Annotated in this window: 22 protein-coding genes; 11 read left to right on the forward strand and 11 right to left on the reverse strand. The window is 69.9% G+C overall.

Annotated features, from left to right (window positions below; genetic code table 11):
* The first annotated feature begins 67 nt into the window (after nt 1-67).
* Nucleotides 68-538 (forward strand): GNAT family N-acetyltransferase, encoded by a 471-nt coding sequence (locus ABEA39_RS13895; protein ID WP_345376510.1) that lies wholly within the window; start codon nt 68-70, stop codon nt 536-538.
* Nucleotides 539-727: 189 nt separating this feature from the next.
* Here the strand turns inward: ABEA39_RS13895 and ABEA39_RS13900 are convergent, their stop codons facing one another.
* Entirely contained in the window at nt 728-2,080 is a 1,353-nt protein-coding gene (locus ABEA39_RS13900; protein ID WP_345376511.1) for a polysaccharide pyruvyl transferase family protein, read from the reverse strand.
* A gap of 95 nt (nt 2,081-2,175) precedes the next feature.
* On the opposite strand from ABEA39_RS13900, the gene ABEA39_RS13905 reads away from it, so the two are divergent.
* Nucleotides 2,176-4,317, forward strand: a complete 2,142-nt coding sequence (locus tag ABEA39_RS13905; protein ID WP_345376512.1) for a glycosyltransferase — start codon at nt 2,176-2,178, stop codon at nt 4,315-4,317.
* The gene (locus ABEA39_RS13910; RefSeq protein ID WP_345376513.1) at nt 4,314-5,624 is read left to right on the forward strand and encodes a glycosyltransferase; all 1,311 of its coding nucleotides are present in this window, start codon (nt 4,314-4,316) and stop codon (nt 5,622-5,624) included. Before ABEA39_RS13905 ends, ABEA39_RS13910 begins: the two co-directional genes overlap by 4 nt.
* Here ABEA39_RS13910 and ABEA39_RS13915 read toward each other — a convergent pair.
* Nucleotides 5,621-6,295, reverse strand: a complete 675-nt coding sequence (locus ABEA39_RS13915; protein ID WP_345376514.1) for a hypothetical protein — start codon at nt 6,293-6,295, stop codon at nt 5,621-5,623. The genes ABEA39_RS13910 and ABEA39_RS13915 overlap by 4 nt on opposite strands.
* Before the next feature lie 123 nt (nt 6,296-6,418).
* Between ABEA39_RS13915 and ABEA39_RS13920 the strand changes: the two genes are divergently transcribed.
* Entirely contained in the window at nt 6,419-9,022 is a 2,604-nt protein-coding gene (locus tag ABEA39_RS13920; protein ID WP_425556978.1) for an ATP-dependent Clp protease ATP-binding subunit, read from the forward strand.
* Between the two features lie 63 nt (nt 9,023-9,085).
* Here ABEA39_RS13920 and ABEA39_RS13925 read toward each other — a convergent pair whose 3' ends face one another.
* Entirely contained in the window at nt 9,086-9,853 is a 768-nt protein-coding gene (locus ABEA39_RS13925; RefSeq protein ID WP_345376515.1) for a hypothetical protein, read from the reverse strand.
* A gap of 126 nt (nt 9,854-9,979) precedes the next feature.
* On the opposite strand from ABEA39_RS13925, the gene ABEA39_RS13930 reads away from it, so the two are divergent.
* The gene (locus ABEA39_RS13930) at nt 9,980-10,684 is read left to right on the forward strand and encodes an NADPH-dependent F420 reductase (RefSeq protein WP_345376516.1); all 705 of its coding nucleotides are present in this window, start codon (nt 9,980-9,982) and stop codon (nt 10,682-10,684) included.
* 33 nt (nt 10,685-10,717) lie between these two features.
* On the opposite strand, the gene ABEA39_RS13935 is transcribed toward ABEA39_RS13930, so the two are convergent.
* Nucleotides 10,718-12,118, reverse strand: coding sequence for an aspartate aminotransferase family protein (locus ABEA39_RS13935; protein WP_345376517.1), 1,401 nt, complete (start codon nt 12,116-12,118; stop codon nt 10,718-10,720).
* 120 nt (nt 12,119-12,238) lie between these two features.
* Between ABEA39_RS13935 and ABEA39_RS13940 the strand changes: the two genes are divergently transcribed.
* A complete protein-coding gene (locus ABEA39_RS13940; RefSeq protein WP_345376518.1) occupies nt 12,239-13,321 on the forward strand; it encodes an FUSC family protein in 1,083 nt (360 codons plus the stop codon).
* 52 nt (nt 13,322-13,373) lie between these two features.
* On the opposite strand, the gene ABEA39_RS13945 is transcribed toward ABEA39_RS13940, so the two are convergent.
* Together ABEA39_RS13945 and ABEA39_RS13950 are read right to left on the reverse strand one after the other, a co-directional pair.
* A complete protein-coding gene (locus ABEA39_RS13945; RefSeq protein ID WP_345376519.1) occupies nt 13,374-13,667 on the reverse strand; it encodes a DUF1905 domain-containing protein in 294 nt (97 codons plus the stop codon).
* A 42-nt stretch (nt 13,668-13,709) separates the two neighbouring features.
* On the reverse strand, nt 13,710-14,579 hold the full coding sequence (locus tag ABEA39_RS13950) for an aldo/keto reductase (RefSeq protein ID WP_345376520.1): 870 nt from the start codon (nt 14,577-14,579) through the stop codon (nt 13,710-13,712).
* Nucleotides 14,580-14,794: 215 nt separating this feature from the next.
* Here ABEA39_RS13950 and ABEA39_RS13955 point away from each other — a divergent pair, with 215 nt between their 5' ends.
* A complete protein-coding gene (locus ABEA39_RS13955; protein WP_345376521.1) occupies nt 14,795-15,403 on the forward strand; it encodes a YflT domain-containing protein in 609 nt (202 codons plus the stop codon).
* A gap of 65 nt (nt 15,404-15,468) precedes the next feature.
* Nucleotides 15,469-16,326 (forward strand): thioredoxin domain-containing protein, encoded by an 858-nt coding sequence (locus ABEA39_RS13960; RefSeq protein WP_345376522.1) that lies wholly within the window; start codon nt 15,469-15,471, stop codon nt 16,324-16,326.
* Here ABEA39_RS13960 and ABEA39_RS13965 read toward each other — a convergent pair.
* Together ABEA39_RS13965 and ABEA39_RS13970 are read right to left on the reverse strand one after the other, a co-directional pair.
* Nucleotides 16,323-16,745 carry a hypothetical protein gene (locus ABEA39_RS13965; protein ID WP_345376523.1) on the reverse strand — a complete coding sequence of 141 codons (423 nt, stop codon included), beginning with the start codon at nt 16,743-16,745 and terminating at the stop codon, nt 16,323-16,325. The genes ABEA39_RS13960 and ABEA39_RS13965 overlap by 4 nt on opposite strands.
* Before the next feature lie 64 nt (nt 16,746-16,809).
* The gene (locus ABEA39_RS13970) at nt 16,810-17,463 is read right to left on the reverse strand and encodes a TetR/AcrR family transcriptional regulator (RefSeq protein ID WP_345376524.1); all 654 of its coding nucleotides are present in this window, start codon (nt 17,461-17,463) and stop codon (nt 16,810-16,812) included.
* A 90-nt stretch (nt 17,464-17,553) separates the two neighbouring features.
* Between ABEA39_RS13970 and ABEA39_RS13975 the strand changes: the two genes are divergently transcribed.
* On the forward strand, nt 17,554-18,015 hold the full coding sequence (locus ABEA39_RS13975) for a GNAT family acetyltransferase (RefSeq protein WP_345376526.1): 462 nt from the start codon (nt 17,554-17,556) through the stop codon (nt 18,013-18,015).
* On the opposite strand, the gene ABEA39_RS13980 is transcribed toward ABEA39_RS13975, so the two are convergent.
* Entirely contained in the window at nt 18,012-18,314 is a 303-nt protein-coding gene (locus tag ABEA39_RS13980; protein ID WP_345376527.1) for a hypothetical protein, read from the reverse strand. The genes ABEA39_RS13975 and ABEA39_RS13980 overlap by 4 nt on opposite strands.
* A 220-nt stretch (nt 18,315-18,534) precedes the next feature.
* On the opposite strand from ABEA39_RS13980, the gene ABEA39_RS13985 reads away from it, so the two are divergent.
* Together ABEA39_RS13985 and ABEA39_RS13990 are read left to right on the forward strand one after the other, a co-directional pair.
* Nucleotides 18,535-20,577, forward strand: a complete 2,043-nt coding sequence (locus ABEA39_RS13985; RefSeq protein ID WP_345376528.1) for a hypothetical protein — start codon at nt 18,535-18,537, stop codon at nt 20,575-20,577.
* A 127-nt stretch (nt 20,578-20,704) separates the two neighbouring features.
* Nucleotides 20,705-20,920: a hypothetical protein gene (locus ABEA39_RS13990; RefSeq protein WP_345376529.1), complete on the forward strand. Its 216-nt coding sequence runs from the start codon at nt 20,705-20,707 to the stop codon at nt 20,918-20,920.
* Between the two features lie 6 nt (nt 20,921-20,926).
* Here ABEA39_RS13990 and ABEA39_RS13995 read toward each other — a convergent pair whose 3' ends face one another.
* Nucleotides 20,927-21,886 carry an AraC family transcriptional regulator gene (locus ABEA39_RS13995; protein WP_345376530.1) on the reverse strand — a complete coding sequence of 320 codons (960 nt, stop codon included), beginning with the start codon at nt 21,884-21,886 and terminating at the stop codon, nt 20,927-20,929.
* Nucleotides 21,887-22,088: 202 nt separating this feature from the next.
* Nucleotides 22,089-23,867 carry a GH25 family lysozyme gene (locus ABEA39_RS14000; protein ID WP_345376531.1) on the reverse strand — a complete coding sequence of 593 codons (1,779 nt, stop codon included), beginning with the start codon at nt 23,865-23,867 and terminating at the stop codon, nt 22,089-22,091.
* Nucleotides 23,868-23,944: the final 77 nt, after the last annotated feature.

Below are 23,944 nucleotides of genomic sequence, written 5' to 3' on the forward strand. Positions count from 1 at the left end.
GCGAACGCGACGTCGGCGCTTGCAGCCTCGCCCGTTCCCCGGGCTCGAAGGGCGCCAGAATCGGGGGATGCACCTCCGCGCCTACGACCCCGCCGACGCTCTCGCGACTCTCGCCGTGTTCCGTCGGGCCGTCCGTGTGACCGCGGCCGAACATTACGACGCGGAGCAGATCGCGGCGTGGTCGAGCGACGACATCGATCCGGCGGCGTGGGCCGTTCGGCGGGCGGGAGCCGGGACGGTGGTGGCGGTCGACGACGCGGGCTCGGGCATCCTCGGATTCAGCGATGTGGACGGCCGCGGCTATATCGACATGCTCTTCGTGGACCCCTCGGCGGGCCGCCAGGGGGTGGCGACGGCGTTGCTCGGGGCCGTGACCGCCCGGGCACGGCAGGCCGGAGCTTCGGACCTCTGCACGCACGCCAGCCTGTCGGCCCGGCCGTTCTTCGAGCGGCACGGCTTCTCAGTGGTGGAGGAGGGGCGTCCGGTCGTCCGGGGAGTCGTTCTGCGTAATTTCGTGATGCGGCGCTCGCTCGCCTGACCCCGACGGGTGCGCATTTCGCGAGCGATCCGGCCGCCGGGCCCGGGAAACTGCGGCGTGTCGGTGGCCGGAGCGGCGGATCGCTCGCCAAATGCGAACAGGACCGGCGAGCGGGCGGGGCGGACAGGCGGCGGACAGGGCGGACAGACGGGGGATGCGGGGCGAGCGGCAGTGCAGGGGAGCGCCGGGTCAGGGGCGCAGCGCCGCCGCCACCCGGTCCCACCAGGCGGAGGAGGTGGCACGGGCATCCCCGATCCGGTCCTGCCACGAGGCACGCGTCGTCGCCGCCACCCGCCAGGCGCCGAGTGCCACGTCTACCGCCGAGCCGTCGATCACCGCGGCGGCCGACACCACCGAGGACTGCCCGAAGTTGCCGAGCGCGCCGGTCAGCTTGACGGTCGTGTAGTCGTCGACCGCGATGCCGACCGTGGGCACCCCGCCGGCGACGGCGAAGACGGCCGGGTGGTAGCGGCTCGTGACGACCAGGGCCGCCGAGCGGGCCAGGCGGGCGGCTGCAGGCGAGTCGGTGGGCGTGACGACGGCGACGTCGGTGGTGGTCATCGCGTCGATCACGGCGCGGTGCATGACCGAGTCGCCGCGCTCGTCTCCGGGCGTGAGCGAACCGAAGTGGGCGAGGAACGTCACACCGAGCCCGCTCTCCGAAGCGAGGGCGTCGAGGAGGCTCGCCACGGCCGGGACGAACAGGCCGCGGTCGGCGTCGCCCACGTGCGAGGCGAGGCTGACGACGAGCGAGGGGCGTGCATCCTCGTCGCCTTCGCTCTCTGAGCGGGGCTCGGACGAGCCGGCGCCGACGGAGCTCGCGCCGACGAAGCTCGCGTCGTCGATCGTCGCGGTGAGAAGACGCGGGTCGACGCCGAGCGACTCGACCAGCGTGTACGACGCCGACTCGCGGAGGCCGACCAGGGCGGCGGACGAGAGGAGTTCCGCGACGAGATCGCGGTCCTCGCCCGTCAGCTCGGGCCCGATCGTCTGACCGCTCACGACGAGGGGCTTGCCGAAGATCCGCGCGAGGCCGGCCAGGGTGGCGCGCTCGAAGATGTGGAGCGGCCAGATCGAGGCCATGTTGCCGCCGCCGGCGATGGCCACGCCCGAGGCGTCTCGCACGGCGGCGATGACCGCGTGCGCCGAGTCGTCGGGTGCGAGGGCGTCGGACGGTGCCGGGGCTCCCGCCGCCGCCGCCGACGCCGTCGCGAGCACCCGCTCCATCCGCGCCCGTTGACCGTCGCGGCCTCCGACGAGCCCCGGAGCGAACCCGACGTTCAGCACCGCGTCGACGCCGTAGCGTTCCTCGGTCTCCGCGGGGTTCGACGACAGGGCCGTGATCCGTGTGACCCCCCGAGCGCGCATCTGCTCGACGAACTCCTCGAACATCGCCTCGTCGCCGATGTGCACCATGCCGTCGAGGACGCCGACGTCGCCGATGACCACCAGGCGCGCAGCCCCCGCACCCGCGTCCCCGACCAGTCGCGCATCGGGTTCGCTCCGAACATCGCCCTGGCCCGAAGGGGCATCGTTCGTCATATTCGAGGTACCCATGCTGATTGCGGCTCCGATGTCTAGGATTCGAGGGGCGCTCCGAGCACCGCGACGACGCTACTAGAGAAAGGCCCCGCGCCATGGGCATCCAGACCTCCCTCGACGCCGTCCACGAGGCCGACCGCCTCGTCGAGATGATGCGTCGCGCCGACGACCTCGCGTTCGAGGCTGGCCGCACCCCTGGGGCGCGCACCATCCGTCTGTTGACTGCTGCTCTCGACGGCCCCGACCAGCTCACGGCCATCGCCGCGATCCACGCGCTGTCCGAGGTCTTCGACGTGCAGGCCGACGTGGTCCTGTCCTCGCTGCTCTCGAGCCGCCGCGGTTTCGTGCGCGAGCACGCCGCTCTCGCTCTGGCCTCGCGGCTGCCGCGGTTCGACACGATCGCCCGCCTGATCGGCCTCGTCGTCGACGGCGGCTTCGCGGGGATGCTCGGGCAGTCGACCCTCGAAGCCTGGACCTCCGCATCCCCCGACCCCATCGCGATCGGTCTCGAGAGCGCGCTCCTCGGCGTGCGCGAGCCGGCCGCCCGCTACCGCGTCGTCGAGACCCTCGGCCTGGTCCGCAACCACATCGCCACGCCTCCGCTGCTCCGGATCGCGCTCGACGCCTCCGAACCCGAGCACGTCCGAGTCGCAGCCGTCTCCGCCCTCGGCCAGCGTCCGGGCGACTCCGCCGTCGCGGCCGCGCTCGAGGGGCTGGCCAGCGGCGACGGACACCTCGCCGACGTCGCCCGCCTCGCGCTGGTCGACCTCGCCCCGCAGCCCGCCGATCAGCGCCCGGCCGACCTCCGCGTCGCTCAGCTCTTCCTCCACGCCGACATCGACGCCGACCTCACCCAGGCCGGCAGCGGCGACAACGGCGGGATCGCCACCCTGCTCGTCCGCCTCGGCGACGCACTCGTCGCCACCGGCGAGGTCGGCCAGGCGGTGACCATGTCCCGCGGCTCGACCCTCGGCGCCCTCGACAGCGTGTCCGACGTCGCCGCGACCGGACTCGGCCACGCCTACGGCCGCATCCCCCTGCTGAGCGAGCCGGTGCAGTCGGCCAACGCCTGGCCCCTGCGGGTGGCGGCCAGGCGCGGCATCCGCCGCATGCTCCGCGCCGCCCGGGTCGACGTGCTGCACCTGCGCATGGCCGACGTCGGCAGCCTCGCCGCCGCCGACGTGGCTCGAGAGCTCGAGATCCCCGTCGTCTTCACCGTCGCCCCCGACCCTCACGCCGTCATCCAGTCGCTCGACCTGTCGGGCAGCCTCACCCGCGAGAACTTCGGCGACACCGACGAGCGCGAGCACTTCTGGTTCCGCGCCCGCCTGGTGCAGCAGCTCGCGTCGAACGCCGCGCACACGGTGCTCTTCCCCCGGCCGAACCTGGCCGACGACATGCGCGAGCTCGTCGGCATCGACGTGACCGCGCATCCCGAGCGCCACACCGTCGTGCCCGAGGGCATCGACCTCGAGGTCGTCGACCGCGCCGTCGCCGAGGCGGCCGATCACGCCGCCGGCCGGCCCGCGACCCCTCCCCTCGCAGAGCTCCGAGCGCTTCTCGAGACCCTGCCCGAGTCGCGTCGCGACCTGCCCCTGCTCGTCAGCGTCGGCCGCTTCCACCGCGTCAAGGGCATGGCGACCATCGTCGAGGCCTGGGCGACGGGGCCGTTGCGCGACCGCGCCAACCTGCTGCTGGTCGGCGGCAACCTCGAGCACCCCTCGGCCGACGAGCGCGAGCAGCTCGACCTCGTCGACGCGCTCGTGCCGGTGGCGGAGCGGGCCGCCGCCGGCCTGCTCCTACCGGGCCACCGCCCGAACGACACCGTCGCGCGCTGGGTCGCGGCCGCCCGCTTCGGCGTGCCCGGCCTCGCCGCCCCCCGCGGCGTCTACGTCTGCGGCAGCTTGAAAGAGGAGTTCGGCATCGCCCTCCTCGAAGCCATGGGTGCCGGCCTGGTCGTCGTCGCACCCGACGGCGGCGGCCCCGCCACCTACGTCGAGCAAGGGGTCACCGGCTTCTTGACCCGCACCTACGACGTCGCCCGGCTCGCCGAATCGATGGGGGATGCCCTCGCCCACGTCGCCGCCGAGACCGACGACACCCGTGCCGCCCGCTCGCGCGCCACCGTCGAGGCGAGCTTCACCATCCAGGCCATGGCGCGCGCCCTCGCCGCCGTGTACACGCGCGTCCACCGCGACGAAGTGACGGAACGCGACTGGAGCCTCCTCGCCCGATGACCCTCCTGATCATCAGCCCCGACTACGCCTCGCACCTCCTTCCCCTCGCCACCCTCGGCACCGCCTGGCGAGACCGGGGCGAGCGCGTCGTGGTCGCCACCGGGCCGTCCACCGCTGCCATCGTCGAGTCGTTCGGCTTCGAGCGCGTCGACCTGCCGCTCGCCCGCGGCTCCAACCCCGGCATCATCCGTGCTGAAGACCAGCCCGAGGGCGAGGACGACTCCCTGCGCGGCTTCTTCGACGCCACTCGGCTCGGCATGACCGAGACCTTGGCCTACCAGGCGGGCGAGCGCCTCACCGACCTCATGTGGCAGCCGGTCGAGACCGCCCGCCGGGTGCTCGCCGTGGTCGAGTCCGTGCGACCCGACGCCGTCGTCGTCGACCACCTCGCGTTCAGCGCGCGCCTGGCGTTGGCGGCCGGGCGGGTGCCCTACGCCGACGTGGTGCTCGGGCATCCCACGGCCCTGCCCGTCGCAGGCGAGGTCTACGGGTTCCCCCCGGTGTGGCCGAGCGCCTTCGAGCCGGGCGGTGCACAGCTCACCGACCTGCGCGAGCTCTGCGATCGGGTCAGTGCGTCGTTCACGCGGGAGTGGAACGCCGCGCTCGCCGTCCTCGACCCCGCCGCATCGCCGTCGGCCAGTGCGTTCGCGGAGCACGGCGATCTCCTTCTCCTCAACTACCCGGCCGAGCTCGCCGATCCGGCGCGGGAGTTGCCCCGGCACGAGTTCCTGGGTTCCGCAGTGCGCACGGAGCCTCTCGACCCCGAAGTCGAGGAGTGGCTCGCGTCGAGCGACGAGCCCTTCGTCTACGTCAGCTTCGGCAGCTTCCTGTCGGTGCGGTCGGACGTCGTGGCGCGCGTGGTCTCCGCTCTGCAGTCGCTCGGCCTGCGTGCCGCGATCGCGCAGGGGTCGGCAGCGCTCGCCGATCTCGGGCCCCTGCCTGCATCGTGGCTGGTGCGGGAGTTCCTGCCGCAGGTGCGGCTGCTCGGCGCCGCTGCCGCCGCTGTCACGCACGGCGGCAACAACAGCGTCACCGAGGCCATGACGGCGGGTGTCCCCGTCGTCGTGCTGCCGTTCTCCACCGACCAGTTCGCCGGGGCGGCCGCGTTGCAGCGTACGGGCTTCGGCGTCGCGTTGGCGCCGAACACCGCGACCGTGCCCGAGCTGGCCGCTGCTCTGTCGCAGGCGCTGGACCTGCCGTCCGAGACGGCCGCGCGCCTGGACGCCCTGGGGGAGTCGCTGCGGAGCGTCCCCGGTCGGCTGCGCGCGCTCGCGGCCGTCGACGCCGCCCTCGCGAGCCCGAGCTAACCGCCGAAGACGAAAGCCCGCATCGACTCGGGGCTCGTGGCGGCATCGCGGTATCGCTGCATGAGCGCGGCGTTCGCGTCGTACTGGGGCCCCTCGCGCACCTCGGCCTGGTGGTGCAGCGCGAACACGGAGCCCTCGTGCCGCTGCGGCGGAGCACCTAGCAGCGTCTCGTGCGCGAGGTACCAGGCGGCGTCTTCGAAGCCCCAGCCGCGGAATCGCTCGTCCTGACCGCCGTGCGAGGCCCAGGTGCGGGGCGTGGTCACGTACACGCCCGAGCAGGCGCCGCGGACGAGTTCGTACTCGCACTCCTCGAGCGGGAGCCCGTCGCGGAACTGCGCCGTGCCCGGTCGGCCGAGCCAGTGGTACTCCGTGTAGGGCAGGTGGACGAGCCCGGACGTCCGCGCGGCGTGGAGGGCTGCGAGCAGAGGGGCGGGCTGCGGCAGGGTGTCGGCGTCCCCGACGACGACGGGCTCATCCGGCGAAGATCCGGCCGAACCGCCTGCGGCGGCGACCCCGAGATTCCGGCACTGCGCCAGGTTGAACACCTCGTCGCGCGAGTCGACGGTGCGGATCTCGGCACCCGGCAGGTGAGTCGTGTACCAGTCGACGACGGCGTCGAAAGCGGGGATGCGAGACGGCTGGGGGCGCCAGGGCAGGATGACGGTGACCATCCGCCGAGCCTAACCAACCGGAGTTGAGCCGACGTCGCTCAACTTTTTCGACGAACCGGGAATGTCCGAGACGGCCGTGCGTTTACTTGAGTCAAAGGCACTCAAGTTTCCCCAGGAGGTACCTTGCCTGACACCAACGGCTTCACCGGTCAGAACGCTTCGGACGATTTCGAAGCCATGATCGCCCGCCTTATGAACTCCGCGAACGCCGGCTCCTTCGGGCGTCCCGTCGACATCTCCCGACTCCTCAGCCGTCGGTCGCACGAGGTGCTCCAGCAGGCCGGACAGTTCGCGACATCGCACGGCCACGCCGAGGTCGACGCGCTCCACATCCTCCGCGTGCTCGTCGAGGAGCACCCCGCCGTCGACGCCATCGCACACGCCGGAGCCGACGTCGACGCCCTCGTCCGCGCCATCGAAGGCCGCCTCCCCGGCGCGTCCTCCGACACCCCCCAGCGCCCGCAGCTGACCTCGTCGGCCCAGCGTCTGCTGCTCGAAGCGGCTCAGGCCGCCCGTGCGTTCGGCTCGACCTACGTCGACCCCGAACACCTGTTCTTCGCTCTCGTCGTCAACGAGGGCGCCGTCTCCGGTCAGCTCTTGAACGCGGCCGGCGTCACGGCCCAGTCGCTGCAGGCGTTCGTCCGCGACGCCTCGGCCGCCGGTGCCGCCGTCGCCGGAGCGAACGGAACGGCCACAAGCACTACGCCGGGCCGCCCGGGCGAGGGCCAGTCCGACACCCCGACCCTCGACCAGTACAGCACCGACCTCACGGCCCGTGCCGCCGCCGGCGAACTCGACCCGGTAATCGGCCGCGCCGACGAGATCGAGCAGACGATCGAGATCCTGCTCCGCCGCACCAAGAACAACCCGGTGCTGATCGGCGAGCCCGGCGTCGGCAAGACCGCCATCGTCGAGGGCCTCGCTCAGGAGATCGCCGACGGCGACGTGCCCGAGTCGCTCCGCGGCAAGCGCGTCGTCGCCCTCGACCTCGCCGGCATGCTCTCGGGCACCCGCTACCGCGGCGACTTCGAGGAGCGCCTGACCAAGGTGGTCGACGAGATCACCGCCCACAAGGACGAGCTGATCGTCTTCGTCGACGAGCTGCACATGGTCGTCGGGGCCGGTGGCGGTGGCGACGGCTCGATGGACGCCGGCAACATCCTCAAGCCGCGCCTGGCTCGGGGCGACCTGCACCTCATCGGTGCGACGACGCTCAAGGAGTACCGCACCATCGAGAAGGACGCCGCCCTCGAGCGCCGCTTCCAGCCGGTGCAGGTGCCGGAGCCGTCGGTCGACGACGCGGTGCGCATCCTCGACGGGCTGAAGGGCGCGTACGAGCAGCACCACGGCGTCAGCTACGACGAGCTCGCGATCCGAGCCGCGGTCGAGATGTCGCACCGCTACATCAGCGACCGGTTCCTGCCCGACAAGGCGATCGACTTGATCGACCAGGCCGGTGCACGGCGTCGTCTGCGCCTCGGATCCCTGGTCGACACGGCCGCGCTGCAGGCGCAGCTCGCCGACCTCGAGGCCGCCAAGAACCAGGCCGTCGAGGCCGAGCACTACGAGGACGCCTCGCGCTTCCGCGACGAGATCGACGAGGTCGGCTCGCAGCTGGCGAAGGCGACCGCCTCGCAGGCCGAGTCGAGCCCCGAATCGCAGGATGCACGGATCACCGAGAACGACATCGCCGAGATGATCGCGCGCGCCACGGGCATCCCCGCCTCCCGTCTCACCGAGGGCGACCGCTCCCGCCTCGGCAAGCTCGAGACCGAGCTGCACGAGCGCGTGATCGGCCAGGACGACGCGGTCACCGCGATCGCCAAGTCGGTGCGGCGCAACCGCACGGGCATGGGCGACCCGAACCGTCCGACCGGATCGTTCCTGTTCCTCGGCCCCACCGGCGTCGGCAAGACCGAGCTGGCGAAGGCCCTGGCCGAGTCGCTGTTCGGCGACGAGGACTCCATGATCCGCCTCGACATGAGCGAGTACGGCGAGCGTCACACGGTCAGCCGTCTGGTCGGGAGCCCTCCCGGCTACGTCGGCTACGACGAGGCCGGGCAGCTCACCGAGCGCGTCCGCCGCAACCCGTACTCGGTGATCCTCCTCGACGAGATCGAGAAGGCCCACCCCGACGTCTTCAACCTGCTTCTGCAGGTGCTGGACGACGGACGGCTGACGGATGCCCAGGGTCGCACGGTCGACTTCCGCAACACGGTGATCGTCATGACGTCGAACCTCGGTTCGGAGTTCCTGGCCTCCCGCAGCGGGGCGCTCGGGTTCACGCCCTTCGACGCCAGCGCCTCGGACGAGGGCAACGGCTTCGGCTCGGACAAGGCGCTGCGCGACCGGGTGATGGGCAAGCTGCGCGAGGCGATGCGGCCGGAGTTCCTCAACCGCATCGACGAGATCGTGCTGTTCCGCAAGCTCACCCACGAGCAGCTCCGATCGATCGTGTCGCTCATGCTCGGCGCCACCGCGCGTCGGCTCGCGACGCAGGACATCGCGTTCGAGCTCGACGACGCCGCAGCCGACCTCCTGGTCGAGCACGGCTACGAGCCGGAGTACGGAGCCCGTCCGCTGCGTCGCGTGATCCAGCGCGAGGTCGACGACCGGGTCGCCGAGCTGCTGGTGTCCGGCGAGCTGGTGTCGGGAGGCCGGGTCCGCTTCACGGCGGACGACGGCTCTCTCGTGGCCACCGCCGTGCATCCCGCGCTCGTGGCGTAGCCCGCTCATCGGGACGCAGAACGCCCCCGGCCTCTCGAGGCCGGGGGCGTTTCTACGCGTGAGCTACTCCGCGAAGGAGAGCCCGCCCATCCGCTCGAGCACCGCGGTCAGGATCGTGCCGGCCGCGTCGGGCAGCACGTGGTGGTTCAGGTAGATGCCCTCGAGCCAGGCCAGCACCTCGTCGGCGGGCATGCCCACTGCGGTCCAGTCGACCCCGGGCAGCGCGTTCGTGACGGGCTGCTCGGTGGCCGGGTCGAGGCGGGCCTCGGCGATCGGCACGTCGGGCGCCGACGCCTCGGATGCCGACCAGAGCAGCGCGATCGGGTGGTTGTCGCCCTCGATGTGGTCGTGGTCGACGTGGCCGGAGCCGAGCCACGGCAGGGTCAGCAGTTCGCCTTCGATGTCGACGGTGATGAGGTCGAGCCGGGCCGGCTCCTCCACCTCGCAGACGTAGAGGTCGTAGCCCTCCTCGTGCCACGCGGCCGCCTCCTCGACGTCTTCGAGCAGGTCGGGCATGCGGTTGTGGAACTCGGTCAGCAGCAGCGACGCCCAGGTGAGGATCGGCTCGGTCTGCTTCGGGGTCCACGGGCTGCGGTCGGTGTCTTCGCCGGTGCCGCGGTGGAAGTGGTAGTCGATGCCGCCGTCGACCGTGTCGAGGTGGATCTGCCCGCTCGCGAACTCGACGGCCAGCGAGGACTGCTCGGTCTCGTCGTCCCAGTCGCCGAAGAGCAGCGGGTGCCCGAGGCCCGTGTCGGGCGGGGCCGTCGCCGCCGTCTTCGGCCCGAGGTCGAACACCGCCTGGAATCTCTTCGTCGGGAGGCGCAGGCTCATGTCTGTCACGGTGGTTCCAATCACTCGGCTTCGAGACTAGGGCACCGACGCCCGACCTGGAATCGAGCGGGGGATGCAGGAGTTGGCTATCCGAGGAAGCATTCGACTCACAGAGGGAGACACCCCATGACCACTCTCGGCATCATCGGCGCAGGAAACATCGGCAGCCAGCTCGCCCGGCTCGGCGTCCGCCACGGCTACGACGTCGTGCTCAGCAACTCGCGCGGGCCCGAAACGCTGGGGGACCTCGTCGCCGAGATCGACTCCGACCCGGCCTCCAACGGCCCCGCCGACTCCGGTCTCGGCACGAGTGGCGCGAAGGGCAGCATTCGTGCGGCAACCGCGACGGAAGCTGCCAAGGCCGCCGACATCGCCGTCGTCACCATTCCGCTCAAGAACTACGCGGCCGTGCCGGTCGAGCCGCTCGCGGGCAAGATCGTCATCGACACGAACAACTACTACCCCCAGCGCGACGGGCAGATCGCCGAGCTCGACGACGAGTCGACGACCACGGCGGGCCTCCTGCAGACGCATCTGGGTGCATCCCACGTGGTCAAGGCCTTCAACAACATCATGGCGTCGAAGCTGACGACCGACGCGACGCCGACCGGCACGAAAGACCGGTACGCCCTGCCGATCGCCGGCGACGACGCCGCGGCCAAGGCGACCGTCACGACGCTGATGGACGAGTTCGGCTTCGACGTGGTCGACGCCGGCGAGCTATCCGAGGGGTGGCGCTTCCAGCGGGACACCCCGGCCTACGTCACGGTCAACACCGTCGAGAGTCTGCAGAAGGAATTGGCCGCCGCGAAGCGCTACCGCGACATGTAGTCGAGTCGGGGCCGGCTCGGTCGGGAGCAGAGCTCAGACGAGGGCCCAGGCGTCCTGCAGGGTGCCCCGCAGGATCTGCTCCATCTCGTCGAACTCCCGCTGCCCCGAGATCAGCGGCGGCGCCACCTGGATGACCGGGTTCACCCGGTCGTCCGGGCGGCAGTAGAGGCCGTTGTCCATCAGGGCGTTCGGCAGGTACTGCTTGATCAGCAGCTCGCGCGCCGCCGCGTCGAAGGTCTCCTTCGTGCCCTTGTCGCGCACGAGCTCGACCGCCCAGAAGTACCCGTCGCCGCGCACGTCGCCGACGATGGGCAGGTCGAGCAGCTTGCGCAGGGTGTCGCCGAACGCCTGCTCGTTGTCGAGCACACGCTGGTTGAGCTGCTCGCGCTCGAAGAGGTCGAGGTTCACCAACGACACCGCCGCCGAGACGGGGTGGCCGCCGAAGGTGTAGCCGTGCGGGAAGAAGTTGGTGCCTTGCAGGAACGGCTCCATCACGCGCTCGTTGGCGATCATGGCGCCGATCGGGCCGTAGCCGCTCGACATGCCCTTGGCGCAGGTGATGATGTCGGGCTCGTAACCGAACTTCTCGCACGCGAACGTCGTGCCGTGTCGGCCGAAGGCGCAGATGACCTCGTCCGAGACCAGCAGCACGTCGTACTTGTCGCAGATGGCCCGCACCCGCTGGAAGTAGCCGGGCGGGGGAGTGAAGCAGCCGCCCGAGTTCTGCACCGGCTCGAGCACGACCGCCGCGACGGTGTCGGGCCCCTCTTGCAGGATCGCCTCCTCGATGCGGTTGGCCGCCCAGAGGCCGAACGCGACCTCGTCGTCGCCGTGCTCCAGCGCGCGGTAGAAGTCGGTGTTCGCGGCCCGGAAGCCGCCCGGGGTCAGCGGCTCGAAGGCCTGCTTCATCGCGGGCAGTCCGGTGATCGCCAGGGCTCCCTGCGTCGTGCCGTGGTAGGCCGCCATCCGGCTGATCACCTTGTGCTTCATCGGCTTGCCGGTCAGCTTGAAGTACTGCTTGGCGACCTTCCAGGCGCTCTCGACGGCCTCGCCGCCGCCCGACGTGAAGAACACACGATTCAACGAGCCGGGAGCGAGGGAGGCGAGACGCTCGGCCAGCTCGATCACCGGCCTGTTCGCGATGCCCCAGGCCGGGAAGTAGGCGAGCTTCTTGGCCTGCTCGGCCGCCGCCTCCGCGAGTTCGTGCCGACCGTGGCCGGCCTGCACCACGAACAGCCCCGAGAGCCCGTCGAGGATCTTCTGCCCCTTGTCGTCGTAGAGGTAGACGCCCTCCGCGTGGTCGATGACCCGCATCGGCTTCTCCTGGAACGGAGCCATGCGCGAGAAGTGCATCCAGAGGTGGTCGCGCCCGGCGGCCTCGAGGTCGCTCCATTCGTGGGCGGTGTCGGTCTGAACGTTCGCGGTCGTCGTCATCGCCCCATCGTGACGGCCTCGCAACGAGGGGCCAAGGACGAAACGGCGGGATGCACGGGCCCGCGTGACGGTTCGGCTCACCCGCTGGCGGCAGGAATCGTTTTGTGGCAAAATCAAATGGTGACCACGACCCGACCCGCACCCGCCCCCGAGACGACACCGGCCCCGAGCCTCCTCGGCGACTGGCGCCGCGAGGTCGTCCGCGTCGGCCCGCACAACTATGCGCACTGGGGGTCGATCCGGGTGGGCCTCTCGGTCGTCGCGCCCATCGCGATTCTGGCGCTGTCCGGGCATCCCACCTTGACGCTCTATGCCGTGTTCGGCGCGATGGCGGGGATCTGGGGTCGTCACAACACCTACGGCGAACGGCTGCGGGTGCAGAGCATCATGGGGGTCGGCATGACCGTCGCCGTGGTCGCCGGCACGCTCTCCGGCCTCCTGGCGCCGGGAACCTACCTGCCGGTCGCCATCATGACCGTCATCTCGATCGCCGGTCTCCTGCTGTCGCGCTCCGCCGGGCTGCTGCCCGTGCCGTCGCTGTTCTTCGTCTTCGCGGTCGGCTCGACATCGGCGGTTCCGCACACCCCGAGCGATCTCGTGCCCGCCACCCTGCTGCCCCTCGCCGCGGCCGCCTTCGCGATCCTCGTCGGGCAGATCGGACGCCTCCACCCGAACGCCGCCGCGGTCAAGAACCCGCGTCGGCCGGCCGTCCGCCTCGTCGAGGTGCTCCGCACGCCCGGGGTGAAGCTCGACATCGTCCGGTATGGCGCCGGACCGCTCCTCGCCGGCGGCATCGCGACGGCGGTCGGCATCGGGCACCCCTACTGGGCCGCCGTGTCGGCGACCGTCCCGCTGGCGGGAGTGACGCTCGGCTCCCAGCTCGGGCGGGGCACGCAGCGGTTCCTCGGCACCGTCCTCGGCCTCGCGATCGCAGCGCTGGTCTTCTCGCTGAACCCGCCGCTCATCGTCCTGCTCGTGTTCGTGGCGGCCTGCCAGATCTGGGCCGAGCTCTTCTCGATGCGCAACTACGCCATCACGGTGATCGGGGTGACGCCGTTGGCGCTGACGATGGTGCATCTCGCGTCGCCGCTGCCGATCGACCAGCTGATCGGGCAGCGCTTCCTCGAGACGCTCATCGGCGTCGTCGTCGCCGCGGTCGTCCTGATCGCCACCCGCCCCTTCGTCCGCCGCGTCTCCTCCTGACGAGCGGCTGTCGCCGCCTGTCCGAGCGGCGAGCGGGGGATGCACGCCGGGATCAGGTGCGGACGTCGACCGTCAACACGATCGTGACCGTGTCGCCGACGGACACCTGCTCGGCGTCCTGGAACACGCGCTTCACGGGCACGATGTAGCCGCCGTCCTTCGGCCAGAGCGCCGTCGTCGCCGTGGTGCCGCCGATCCGCACGGTCGCGGGGATCATCCCCCAGCCGTAGGAGACCAGCGGCGAGACGTCGGCGAGGGCGGCGCTCTCGGCTTCGGGCACGCTCACGAAGTGGAAGGGCGCCGGCCCGCGCCAGAAGAAGATCGGGCCCGTGAAACGCAGTTCCATGCGCTCACGGTAGCCCGAGCATCCCCCGATTCGACAGGTGTTCTACTTCTGGATGTTCGACAGCTCGTCGAACTCGGCGTCGCTGAGCTCGATGCCGGCTCCGAGCAGGTTGTCTTCGAGGTGCGCCACCGACTTGGTGCCGGGGATCGGCAGCATGACGGGGGAGCGCTTGAGCAGCCAGGCCAGGGCGAGCTGGGCCGGGGTCGCGTTCTTCTTCTCCGCGAGCTCGGTGAGGGGACTGTCCGCTCCGGTGAGACCGCCGGTGGCCAGCGGGAACCACGGGATGAAGGCGATGCCCTGCTCGGTGGCGTAGTCGACCAGCTCTTCGGAGGAGCGATTCGTCAGGTTGTACAGGTTCTGCACGGAGACGATCTCGGCGACCTTCTGCGCCTGCTTGAGCTGGTCGACGGAGACCTCGCTCAGGCCGATGTGGCGGATCTTGCCCTCGTCCTGCAACTTCTTGAATTCGCCGACCTGGTCTTCCAGCGGCACCTTCTCGTCGACGCGGTGGAGCTGCATCAGATCGATGCGCTCGACGCCGAGCCAGCGGAGGCTCATCTCGGTCTGCTGACGCAGGTACTCGGGGCGTCCCACCGGAGGCCACACGTTGGGGCCCGAACGGGTGAGGCCGGCCTTCGTCGCGATGACGAGGTCGTCCGGGTAGGGCTTGAGCGCCTTCGCGATGAGGGGCTCGGCGACGGCGGGGCCGTACGAGTCGGCGGTGTCGAAGAAGTTGACGCCCAGCTCGATGGCTCGCTTGAGGACGGCGATGGCGCCGTCCTGGTCGTCGGGCGGGCCCCAGACGCCGTCGCCGGTGAGCTGCATGGTGCCGTAGCCGAGGCGGTTGATCGTGAGGTCGCCGCCGAGGGCGAACGTGCCCGCGCTCTGGGCGGGGAGGAGTTCCGTGGTCATGTGTCAGTGTCCCTTCGGTCGTGCGCGTCGGGGTCTCGCCCGTGGGGCCGACCCGGCGCACCTTCCAGCAAACCCCTCGGCACCCGTGCGTGTTCCCGAGGGCCCCCTTCCTCCTCAAGTGCCTTGAAATGCGACCAGGGCGCGGGATTCCGGCCAGTCTGGTCGTGACGTCCCCCGATCCCGAGCGGGACGTCCCCCGATCACGAGGAGAGACCATGACCGACCAGCCCCAGCCCGAACGCCCCGAACGCCCCGCCTACGGCGAGTACGCCCCTCCGGGCGCCGGTTCGCAGCTTCCCCCTCAGGCGTCGACGCCCCCGGCCGAGACGACGGGGTCGGCAGCCGAGTCGCTCGGCGGCGTCGGCGCGTTCGTCGGAGGCAGCTATCCGCAGGTCGTCGCGACGTACACGAAGTACGAAGACGCCCAGCGCGCCGTCGACAAGCTGTCCGACGACGGCTTCCCGGTCGAGAACGTCTCCATCGTCGGGCACGACATCCGCACGGTCGAGAACGTCTCCGGGCGCCTCACGAACGGCAAGGCCGCGCTTCGCGGAGTCAGCGGCGGCGCCTGGTTCGGGCTCCTCATCGGCATCCTGTTCAGCTTCTTCGTGCCCGGCGTCAACGCGATCGGCATCATCATCCTGGCGATCGTGCTCGGCGGCGTCTGGGGGGCGCTGTTCGGTTTCATCGGTCACGCGGCCACTCGCGGTCAGCGCGACTTCTCGTCGGTCAAGACGATGGAGGCCGGTCGGTACGAGGTGCTCGTGCGCGGCGAATTCGCCGCCCGCGCGAGTCAGATGCTGAGCGAGGCCGTTTACAAATAGGGTTCTGCACGAGGCGTGCCGCCGATCAGGGGCGGCGCCCGGCACTCACGATCGCAGGGGAATCAATGACGAACAACGACCGCGCACCGAAGAACGCTCGGCGCGAAGCCGCCCGTGAGACGGCGCGGCTCCAGCGCGAGCAGGAGCAGAAGCGTCAGCGCCGCAACCGGTTCTTCCTCCAGGGAGGCATCGGGGCGGCTGTCGTCGTGGTGGCGCTCGTCGTGATCCTCGTCGTCGTGAACTCCAACTCCGGCAGTACCGCCAAGGTCTCGACCGAGGCGGGGCCGGCCAACCTGCCCACCGACGGCATCCTCTTCACCGGCGTGAACGGGTCGGTCACGCCCACCCTCGGCTCGGGCGTCGCGGCCGGTGCCACTCCGAAACCCGTCGCCTCGTCGAACGCCGACGGCAGCGCCAAGGTGGTCACCTACATCGACTGGGCCTGCCCCGCCTGCAAGCAGTTCGAGGCGACCTACTCCTCCGAGATCCAGTCGCTCGTCGCGAACGGCACGGCGACGCTCGAGATCCACCCGGTCTCGATCCTCGACCGGAGCTACCAGAACAGCCGCTACGCGAGCCGCGCCGCGAATGCCGCCGCCTGCGTCGCCAACTTCGACCCGGACAAGTTCCTGGCCGTGCAGAACGAGTTCTACGACAACCAGCCGACGGAGGGCTCGACAGGCCTGACGGACACGCAGATCAAGCGGCTGATCGCCCGGGGCGGGGTCGTCGACAAGAAGGTCACGACCTGCGTCGACTCCGAGACCTACAAGTCGTGGGTGACGGCCGCGACCAACCGGGCCACCTCGGATCCCGCGCTCGTGAACCCGACTTCGGGCGGCTTCAGCACGCCGACCGTCGTCGTGAACGGCAAGCGGTGGGACAACACGACCGACCTGCTGTCGCTGATCAAGAAGAGCTAGGGCCTGCGGCGCGGGGGATGCAGCAGCAGCACTCCCGACAGGAAGAGCACCGACGTTCCCACGTGCCAGGCGAGCGCCCTGCCGGACGGCGCCCATGAGCCGGCCGTCGCCTTGCCCGACCACTGCCCGGCCAGGTAGCCGGTGGCGCTCGCAGCCAGGGGGAACCAGGCCTGCGCGTCGCCCCGGCCTGTGGCGACGGCCGACCCCACGGCCGCTGTGACGGCGCCCGCGGTCGTGAACGCCTCGCGGGCCAGGTGGTAGGCGACGTGGCCCTCGCCCTGCGGCACGTCGGCCGTCTTGTAGGCGTCGTCCGTGATGTGGCCGCTGGTCTCCCGAAGCGAGTGGAGTGACGCCAGCGCGCCCCCGATCACCGAGGCGATGCCGAGGCCCTGCGCAAAAGTAGTTTTGTGTCCAGTCATAGATGGTCGACTGTAGGCCGCCGGTGCGGGCGGTGTCCGTGCGCTGCGGGGAGGTGGAAGGGCGTCAGACCTCGTCGAGGGTCCAGGTGGGAGCCTTGTAGGAGCGGGTCCAGCCGTGACGGAGGCGCGTGACGGCGCGATCGTAGGAGTCGAGCAGGTCCATGTCGCGACGCACCAGTGCTTGGAGCTGCAGCCCCTCGTACAGGGCGATGAGCTGTTCGGCGCCCCGCGCGGGCTCCATCGTCGCGGGCTCGCGGCCCAGCTCGATGTCGCGGGCCAGGTTGCGCTGCACGAGCTGGTGGAAGTCGCGCCAGTCGCTCTGCAAGGGAGCGGACATCGGGTGGCCCGGTGTCGCCGCGATGTTGATGACGGCCGTGAGCAGACGCATCAGGTCGGGATCGTCGACGTTCGCCTGCACGATGCCGCGGAGGAAGACGACGGTGCCGTACTTCGCCGCCAGCGGCATGATCGGCTGCATCCGCTTGACGTTCCAGCGGTCGATGGCAGCGAGGATGAGGCCGTTCCAGGACGGGAACTGCCCGGTGACCTCCGCGAGCGGCAGGCCGGCCTCGACGGCGACGAGCTGCGGGCTGGCCTCGTGCAAGGCGTGGCGGCGGAAGACGCGGATGGCGGCCTCGACCACGGCGATGCGGACCTCGACACCGCCGAGGGGAGAACTGGGGGACTGGGGGAGGGTGCTGCCTGCAGGATCGGTCACCCGAAAATCCAACCAGTGATCGGCCCTACCGCTCTACCTCCCCTTCGGGGCGTTGTGCGCCGGGGTCCGGGTATCGGCGAGGATGGACAAATGAACTCGATCCGCCCGTTCCAGCATTCCGATACCGAAGCCGTCGTCGCCCTGTGGGAGGCGGCAGGCCTCACTCGCCCGTGGAACGACCCGTTCGCCGACGTGCGTCGCAAGGAGACGACCCAGGCGGAGATGTTCTTCGTGGCCGAGACACAGATCGAAACCGGCGCCGAAACCGAAGTCGGAGCCCGCATCGTGGGCGCGGTCATGGCCGGGTACGACGGGCATCGGGGCTGGATCCACTACCTGGCCGTCGCGGCCGATCAACGCGGAACAGGTCTCGGCCGGGCTCTCGTCGAGACCGCCGAGGAGGCTCTGGCCGCGCTCGGTTGCCCCAAGGTCCAACTCCAGGTGCGCCCGGACAACACCGGCGTCATCGCCCTGTACGAGCACCTGGGCTACGAGCCCTACGAGGCCGTGAACATGGGCAAGCGGTTGGTCGAGGACGGGCCTGCCGCTTAGACGGCGACGTCCGCCTGGGCGTCGGCCCGCGCATCCCGCGCTCCCGCCAGGAAATCGGCGTAGGAGGGGTCGGCGGGAAGGCCCTGGAGTGCGCTGAAGTCCGGGACGACCGGGCGGATCGGCGTCGCGGCCGACAGCCGACCGGCGCTCCGGCGCTTCGGGTACGGGTGGATGCGCAGCGGCACGGCGTCGGGGTGGGAGAGGTAGAGGCTCGGCGAGGCCGGGTGGATGTCGATGACGGTCATGGTGACCTGTACTTCTCGAAGCATCGTCGTGCCTCGCTGTCGGAGGAGTCGCATGCCGTGGGAGTGAAGCCCGTTCCTTCGATCACGAAGGGTCGTCTGGGCGCCACGGTGAAGAAAGCGAATCCCTGTTGCACACGCTAAGTGAGCGGCGACGCTCGACCAAACGGTTATCCACATAACGCGCCTGCCTGCGAGTTACTCACAGATGGCGTCTTTTCAGTATGAGATATATTGAATTGGCTACGGTGGGACCTTCTCCAAGGAAAGGTTCCCGTTGAACACCAAGCGTTATATCCCCACTGCCCTGGCGGCCGTCCTGCTGGCCGCCGTCGCACTTCCGGCCACGGCCGGGGCGGCATCCGCCGCCACGCCGGACCGGACCCCTCAGACGCCGCAGATCAAAACTGTCCAGGGGGTTCGCTCGGGCACCGTCGCGAATGGCGAGGTGACCCTCGAGCAGAGCGATCTCATGTACATCGGTGACAGCCGCGGCTCCGGGTTCCAGAAGCTGAACGTGGTCGTCCGCGACGAGAACGACCGGCAGATCTGCTCGTCGGCCGACTTCTCGAACCCGCTCGGTCAATACCGCTGGTTCTGCGAGACGACGCCGGGCACCTTGGCCCTCGGCGATCACACGCTGACCGCGACGGCCTACGACTCGAACGACCAGGCTTCCGACGTCTCGCTGCCGGTCGTCGTCCACGTCGTGAAGCCCGGTGGCGGTCCGGTCGTCGCACCCCCAGCCACGGTCGACCCCGGATTCGCCGTCGGCTACGACGACCCGAACTTCACTGCGCCGATTCTGACGGCCGAAGACCGCGAGGGCGAGTCGACGCTGCACATCCAGGGCCTCGCCGGCACGACCTACAAGGTCATCGACCCGAAGGGGTACTACGTCGCCGAGGGTCGACTGGACGAAGCCGGGCTCGCTTCCGAGGTCGTGACGACCTCGGGCAAGGGCAAGTACGTCGTCCAGCTCCAGGACGACCGTGGGCACATCCAGCAGTCGAATATCACCTTCGGCCAGGAGCTCCCGCCCGAACAGGCGCTCGAAGAGCTGAAGTTGTCGGCGGAGGAGCGTGCGGGCGAGTCGGTGTTGCATATCCAGGGCACGGCGTCGTACGCCTATGACGTGCTTGACTCGCGCGGCTACTACGTGGCGCACGGCACGACCGATGAGAAGGGTGCGGCGACCGAGGTCATCAAGACCGATCGTAAGCAGGAGTACCTCGTGCTCATGAACGGTGGCCCGACGGGCCAGATCCAGGCGAGGATCGTTTTGGGCAGTGACCCGGTGGTCGCCGAGCTCGAGCCTCTCGAGTTGTCGGCGGAGGAGCGCCCGGGCGAGTCGGTGCTGCACGTCAAGGGCACGGCATCGCACGAGTACGACGTGCTTGACTCGCGCGGCTACTACGTGGCGCACGGCACGACCGATGAGAAGGGTGCGGCGACCGAGGTCATCAAGACCGATCGTAAGCAGGAGTACCTCGTGCTGATGAACGGTGGCCCGACGGGCCAGATCCAGGCGAAGATCGTCCTGGGTAGCGACCCGGTGGTCGCCGAGCTCGAGCCTCTCGAGTTGTCGGCGGAGGAGCGCCCGGGCGAGTCGGTGCTGCACGTCAAGGGCACGGCTTCGTACGCCTATGACGTCCTCGACTCGCGCGGCTACTACGTGGCGCACGGCACGACCGATGAGAAGGGTGCGGCGACCGAGGTCATCAAGACGGACCGTAAGCAGGAGTACCTCGTGCTGATGAACGGCGGCCCGACGGGCCAGATCCAGGCGAAGATCGTCCTGGGTCAGGATGCCCCGCCGCTCGAGGCGCCCACGTTGACGGCGGACGACCGCGACGGTGAGTCGACGCTCCACATCCAGGGTGCTCCGTCAGCGCACTACAAGGTCATCGATCCCGACGGGGCCTACGCCGCCGAGGGCGACCTCGACGAGAACGGCCGCGCCTCCGAGGTGTTCGCCACGACCGACACCGAGAAATGGATCGTCCAGCTGAGCAACCAGTTCGGCCACATCGTGCAGACGGACATCAGCTTCGGCAAGCCGGCAGCCGCGCTGACCGCCCCGATCGTCACGGCCGAGCAGGAGGACGGCATCGCCACCCTCTTCAACCTGCACATCCAGGGTGGCGCGTCGACGAAGTTCGAGGTCGTCGACTGGCGCAACCAGGTGGTCGCGAAGGGCAAGACCGACTCGCAGGGTCTTGGTCGCACCACGGTGCTCACGAACGGCGTGGCGCACGAATACCGCGTGAAGATGACGAACAGCCAGGGGTCGGTCGAGACGACCATCACCTTCGGCTAGTCGCCGCCCTCGGAGCGGTCGAGGATCAGGACTCGACCGCTCCGCAGAGGGCGAGGCCTCGTCGGACATCCATGCGCTTTCCGGATAACGCGCCGGCTCGGTTCGCGGGGCCCCTTAGCGTCGGGGGATGAGCGAATACCTCAGGAACCCGGACGTGGCGGCAGCGCGGATCGCGGCCTACCCCCGGCGCCGCACCCGCTCGCAAGAGGTCGGCCTGGCATCGGCCTCGCATCCCCTCCTGTTTCCGCCGCCTCTCGACGGCACGACCGGAGCTCGTCACGTCGAGCCGACCTACGAGGATTTCCTCGTCGATGCGCCGGCCGAATCGGCGACGAGCGCCTGAGGCCGCTCAGCTGCGCAGAGTCGTGCTCGGATACTCGCCGAAGCGCTCGGTGTAGGCGGCGGAGAACCGGCCGAGGTGCACGAAACCCCACTTCTGCGCGATTTCAGCGACCGTCGTGGAGTTCGGCGAAGCGAGTTGCAGGTCTTCCCGAGTCCGGTCGAGGCGTACCGATCGGACATAGGCGGTCGGCGTGGTGTCGAGCTGTCGGGCAAAGCTCTGCTGAAGCCCCCGCACGCTGAGGCCCGCCGCCTTGGCGATGCTCGTCGCTGTGAGGGGTTGTTCGGCGTTGGCGTGGATGAACTCCACGGCGACACGGAGGGATGCACCGCTCGGCAGGAGGAGGGACTCGCCGATGTCGGCCTGTCGGTGCGCGAACGCGTCGAGCAGAGCGGACGCCGCGAGGCGGGACATCTCCGCTTCGAGCAGCGGGCTCGGCGAGCCGGCCAGGAGCGTCTGCGCCACGAGCTGGAGAGTGGCGTTCCACGCTCGCAGGGCCGCTTGCGACACGGGCGCGACCGAGGGGGTGAAGCGGAGGGAGCCGAGGACGGCGCCCTCTCGCTCGCGGGCGATCCGATCGACGAGGTCCTTGTCGAGGTGGACGAGGTCCTGCTCGTAGTCGCGATACGAGAAGGAGAAGGGCCGGCCGGTGGGGAACATGACCGGGCTGCCGAGCGTCAGCCGGACGTTGTCTTTGTGCACGTCGACCGTGGCGGTGCCCCGCTTGATCCACTGGACGATGTACTCGCCCTCGGGCTCGATCTCGCCGGTGATCTCGCCGAACACCTTGGACGATCGCAGGGTGACGCCGTTCTCACCGGTGGCCGCGTGCCGGTAGGAGAACTCGAGCTCGGTGCGGTTGATGATGAAGCCGTTGCCGTTGTAGCCCGCCTCGAAGAGCTGGATGGCCTCGTCGGGGTCGGTCCCCGAGACGTCGGTCCGGCGATTGGGGGGTGTGACAGCAGACATCGAACTTGATTATGGGGGCCGGGATCCGCCAAGGTAACCCCTTGCCAGATCGCTTCCGAGTCGCTAGTCGCTAAAAGGCTTGGCGATCGGGAGCAATCCGGGGTGGTCCGACTGTAAGAGCCCGTCTCGTGGGATCTCGTCGTGCGGGGGAAGCGGCGACGCCCCGGTCGGAACCGGGGCGTCGCGATCGGGCGAGATGGCGTCAGGTGCGCGTGTTCGATGCCCACAGGGCTGTCGCGCCCCGGTAGAGAACGAGGTTTCCGTCGTTCTGGACGGCCAGGACATTGCCCGAGCCGGTGCCGTTCGTGCCGCTCCACCAGAGGGCACGCCCGTCGGCGGAGTAGACGACCGCCTGGCCGTCCGACTGAAGGCGGAAGAACGATCCGGCGTTGCCGGCACTGTACGACGTCCACCGCGGCTGTCCATTGATGTAGAGCACGAGGTTTCCATCGCCTTGCATGGAAAGGAGGGTGCGTCCGTCCTGCGAGTGCAGGTAGGTGTTGGACGTCAGCCCGTTGGCGCCGGAAAGCGAATTGGTGCCCGGGGCATTAGTCCGCCACGGCACCCCGTAGCTGGTGGACAACGCGAAGTCGCCACTCGATTGGAGATAGAGGGTGGGAAGGGCTCCGGAGTTCATGGTTCCCGTGGACCAGATGGCCTGACTGTTCGCGTTGTATATCACGACGTTTCCGTCGCCCTGAAGAAGGAGGAAGGCTCCGCCGTTTCCGCTCGTCCCGCTCCACCACAAGGCGCGACCGTTGCCGTAGACGACGAGGTTGCCGTCTCCCTGCATGAGGAGCATGTACTGGCCGTTCGGAGAGACGCGGGTGTCGCCGGAATTCAGGCGAGCGTTGGTCGCGATCGTCGAAGCCGACGTGGCTCCGTCGGAGACGAGACCGACGCTGCCACCCAGGGCGAGCGATCGCAGAGCGTAGGCGTTGCCGTTGAAGACGTCCTGGTCGCCCGGGAATGTTCCGCTGTCGGCCCACTGCCAGAAGCTCCAGGTGGGCCAACCGGCGGGGAGGGTCCCCGGCAGGGCACCGCTCGTGTACCGGGCGATGAAGAGGGGGTTGGCCGAGAAGGCGCTCGTGTTACCGGTGCAGGTCTGCCACCAGTTCGTCGTCGAGTAGATCGCGGGGTTGATACCCGTGAGCGAGCGGACCGTGTTCGTGAACGTGGCGATCCAGTTGACCATGTCCGATTGGCCGACACCCCAGCAGGTACCGCCCTGCGAGGCGCTGCCATACTCGATGTCGAGCAGCGGCGGGAGAGTGATTCCGTCGGGGGTCCAGTTGCCACCGTTCGCCACGAAGTACCGGGCCTGCGCCGCGGCGTCCTGGTTCGGGTGGGCGAAGTGGTAGGCGCCGCGGAGGAGGCCGGCATTGGCGGCACCGTTCACCTGGGTCGAGAACTGGCTGCTGCGGTAGGTCGTCCCCTCGGTCGCCTTGACGTAGACCCATTTCGCCCCGTTGTTGGCGGCGGTGACGAAGTCGCCCGCGGAGAGGACCTGATAGGCGCTCACGTCGAAGCCGGCGAGGGCGTTCGTGCCGGAGGCGGCGTTGGGGGTGGCCAGGAGCGAGTGGAGCGACGAGCTGCCGGTCGAGGTCGAGGCCGGGTCGGACGCGGGGATGGTCGAGCCCATCACGTGATTGTCGCTCTCGTCCTGCTTTGCAAGAGAGGGATCGGTCGTCGTGCTGTTGGTGGTGCTGCTCCCGCTGGCGGGCGTCGCGACCGCTGTCGGCGTCGTCGTGGTGCTCGGCGGCGTCGCGACGCTGGGGCTGTCGGTCGGTGTGGACGTCGGGCCGGCGGAGGGGGTCGCGGTCGGCGTCGCGGTCGCTGTTGCCGGGGAGACCGTCGCGGCCGGGCTCGACGTCGTCGTCGGCGTGGCGGCGGTCGCTGTCGAGGCACCGCCCGCGACGAGGCCGATGGCCACGAGGACGGCACCGGCGACGCCGATGGACGAGCGGATGGACGAAGTCATAGGTCTCCTAGGTGCGGCGCGGTCGTACCCCTAGTACGGTCGGCTCTCCCCGAGTTAACCCGAGGGGGTGGCGGATG

Source organism: Frondihabitans cladoniiphilus (assembly GCF_039544345.1).
GTDB classification, from domain to species: Bacteria; Actinomycetota; Actinomycetes; order Actinomycetales; family Microbacteriaceae; genus Frondihabitans; species Frondihabitans cladoniiphilus.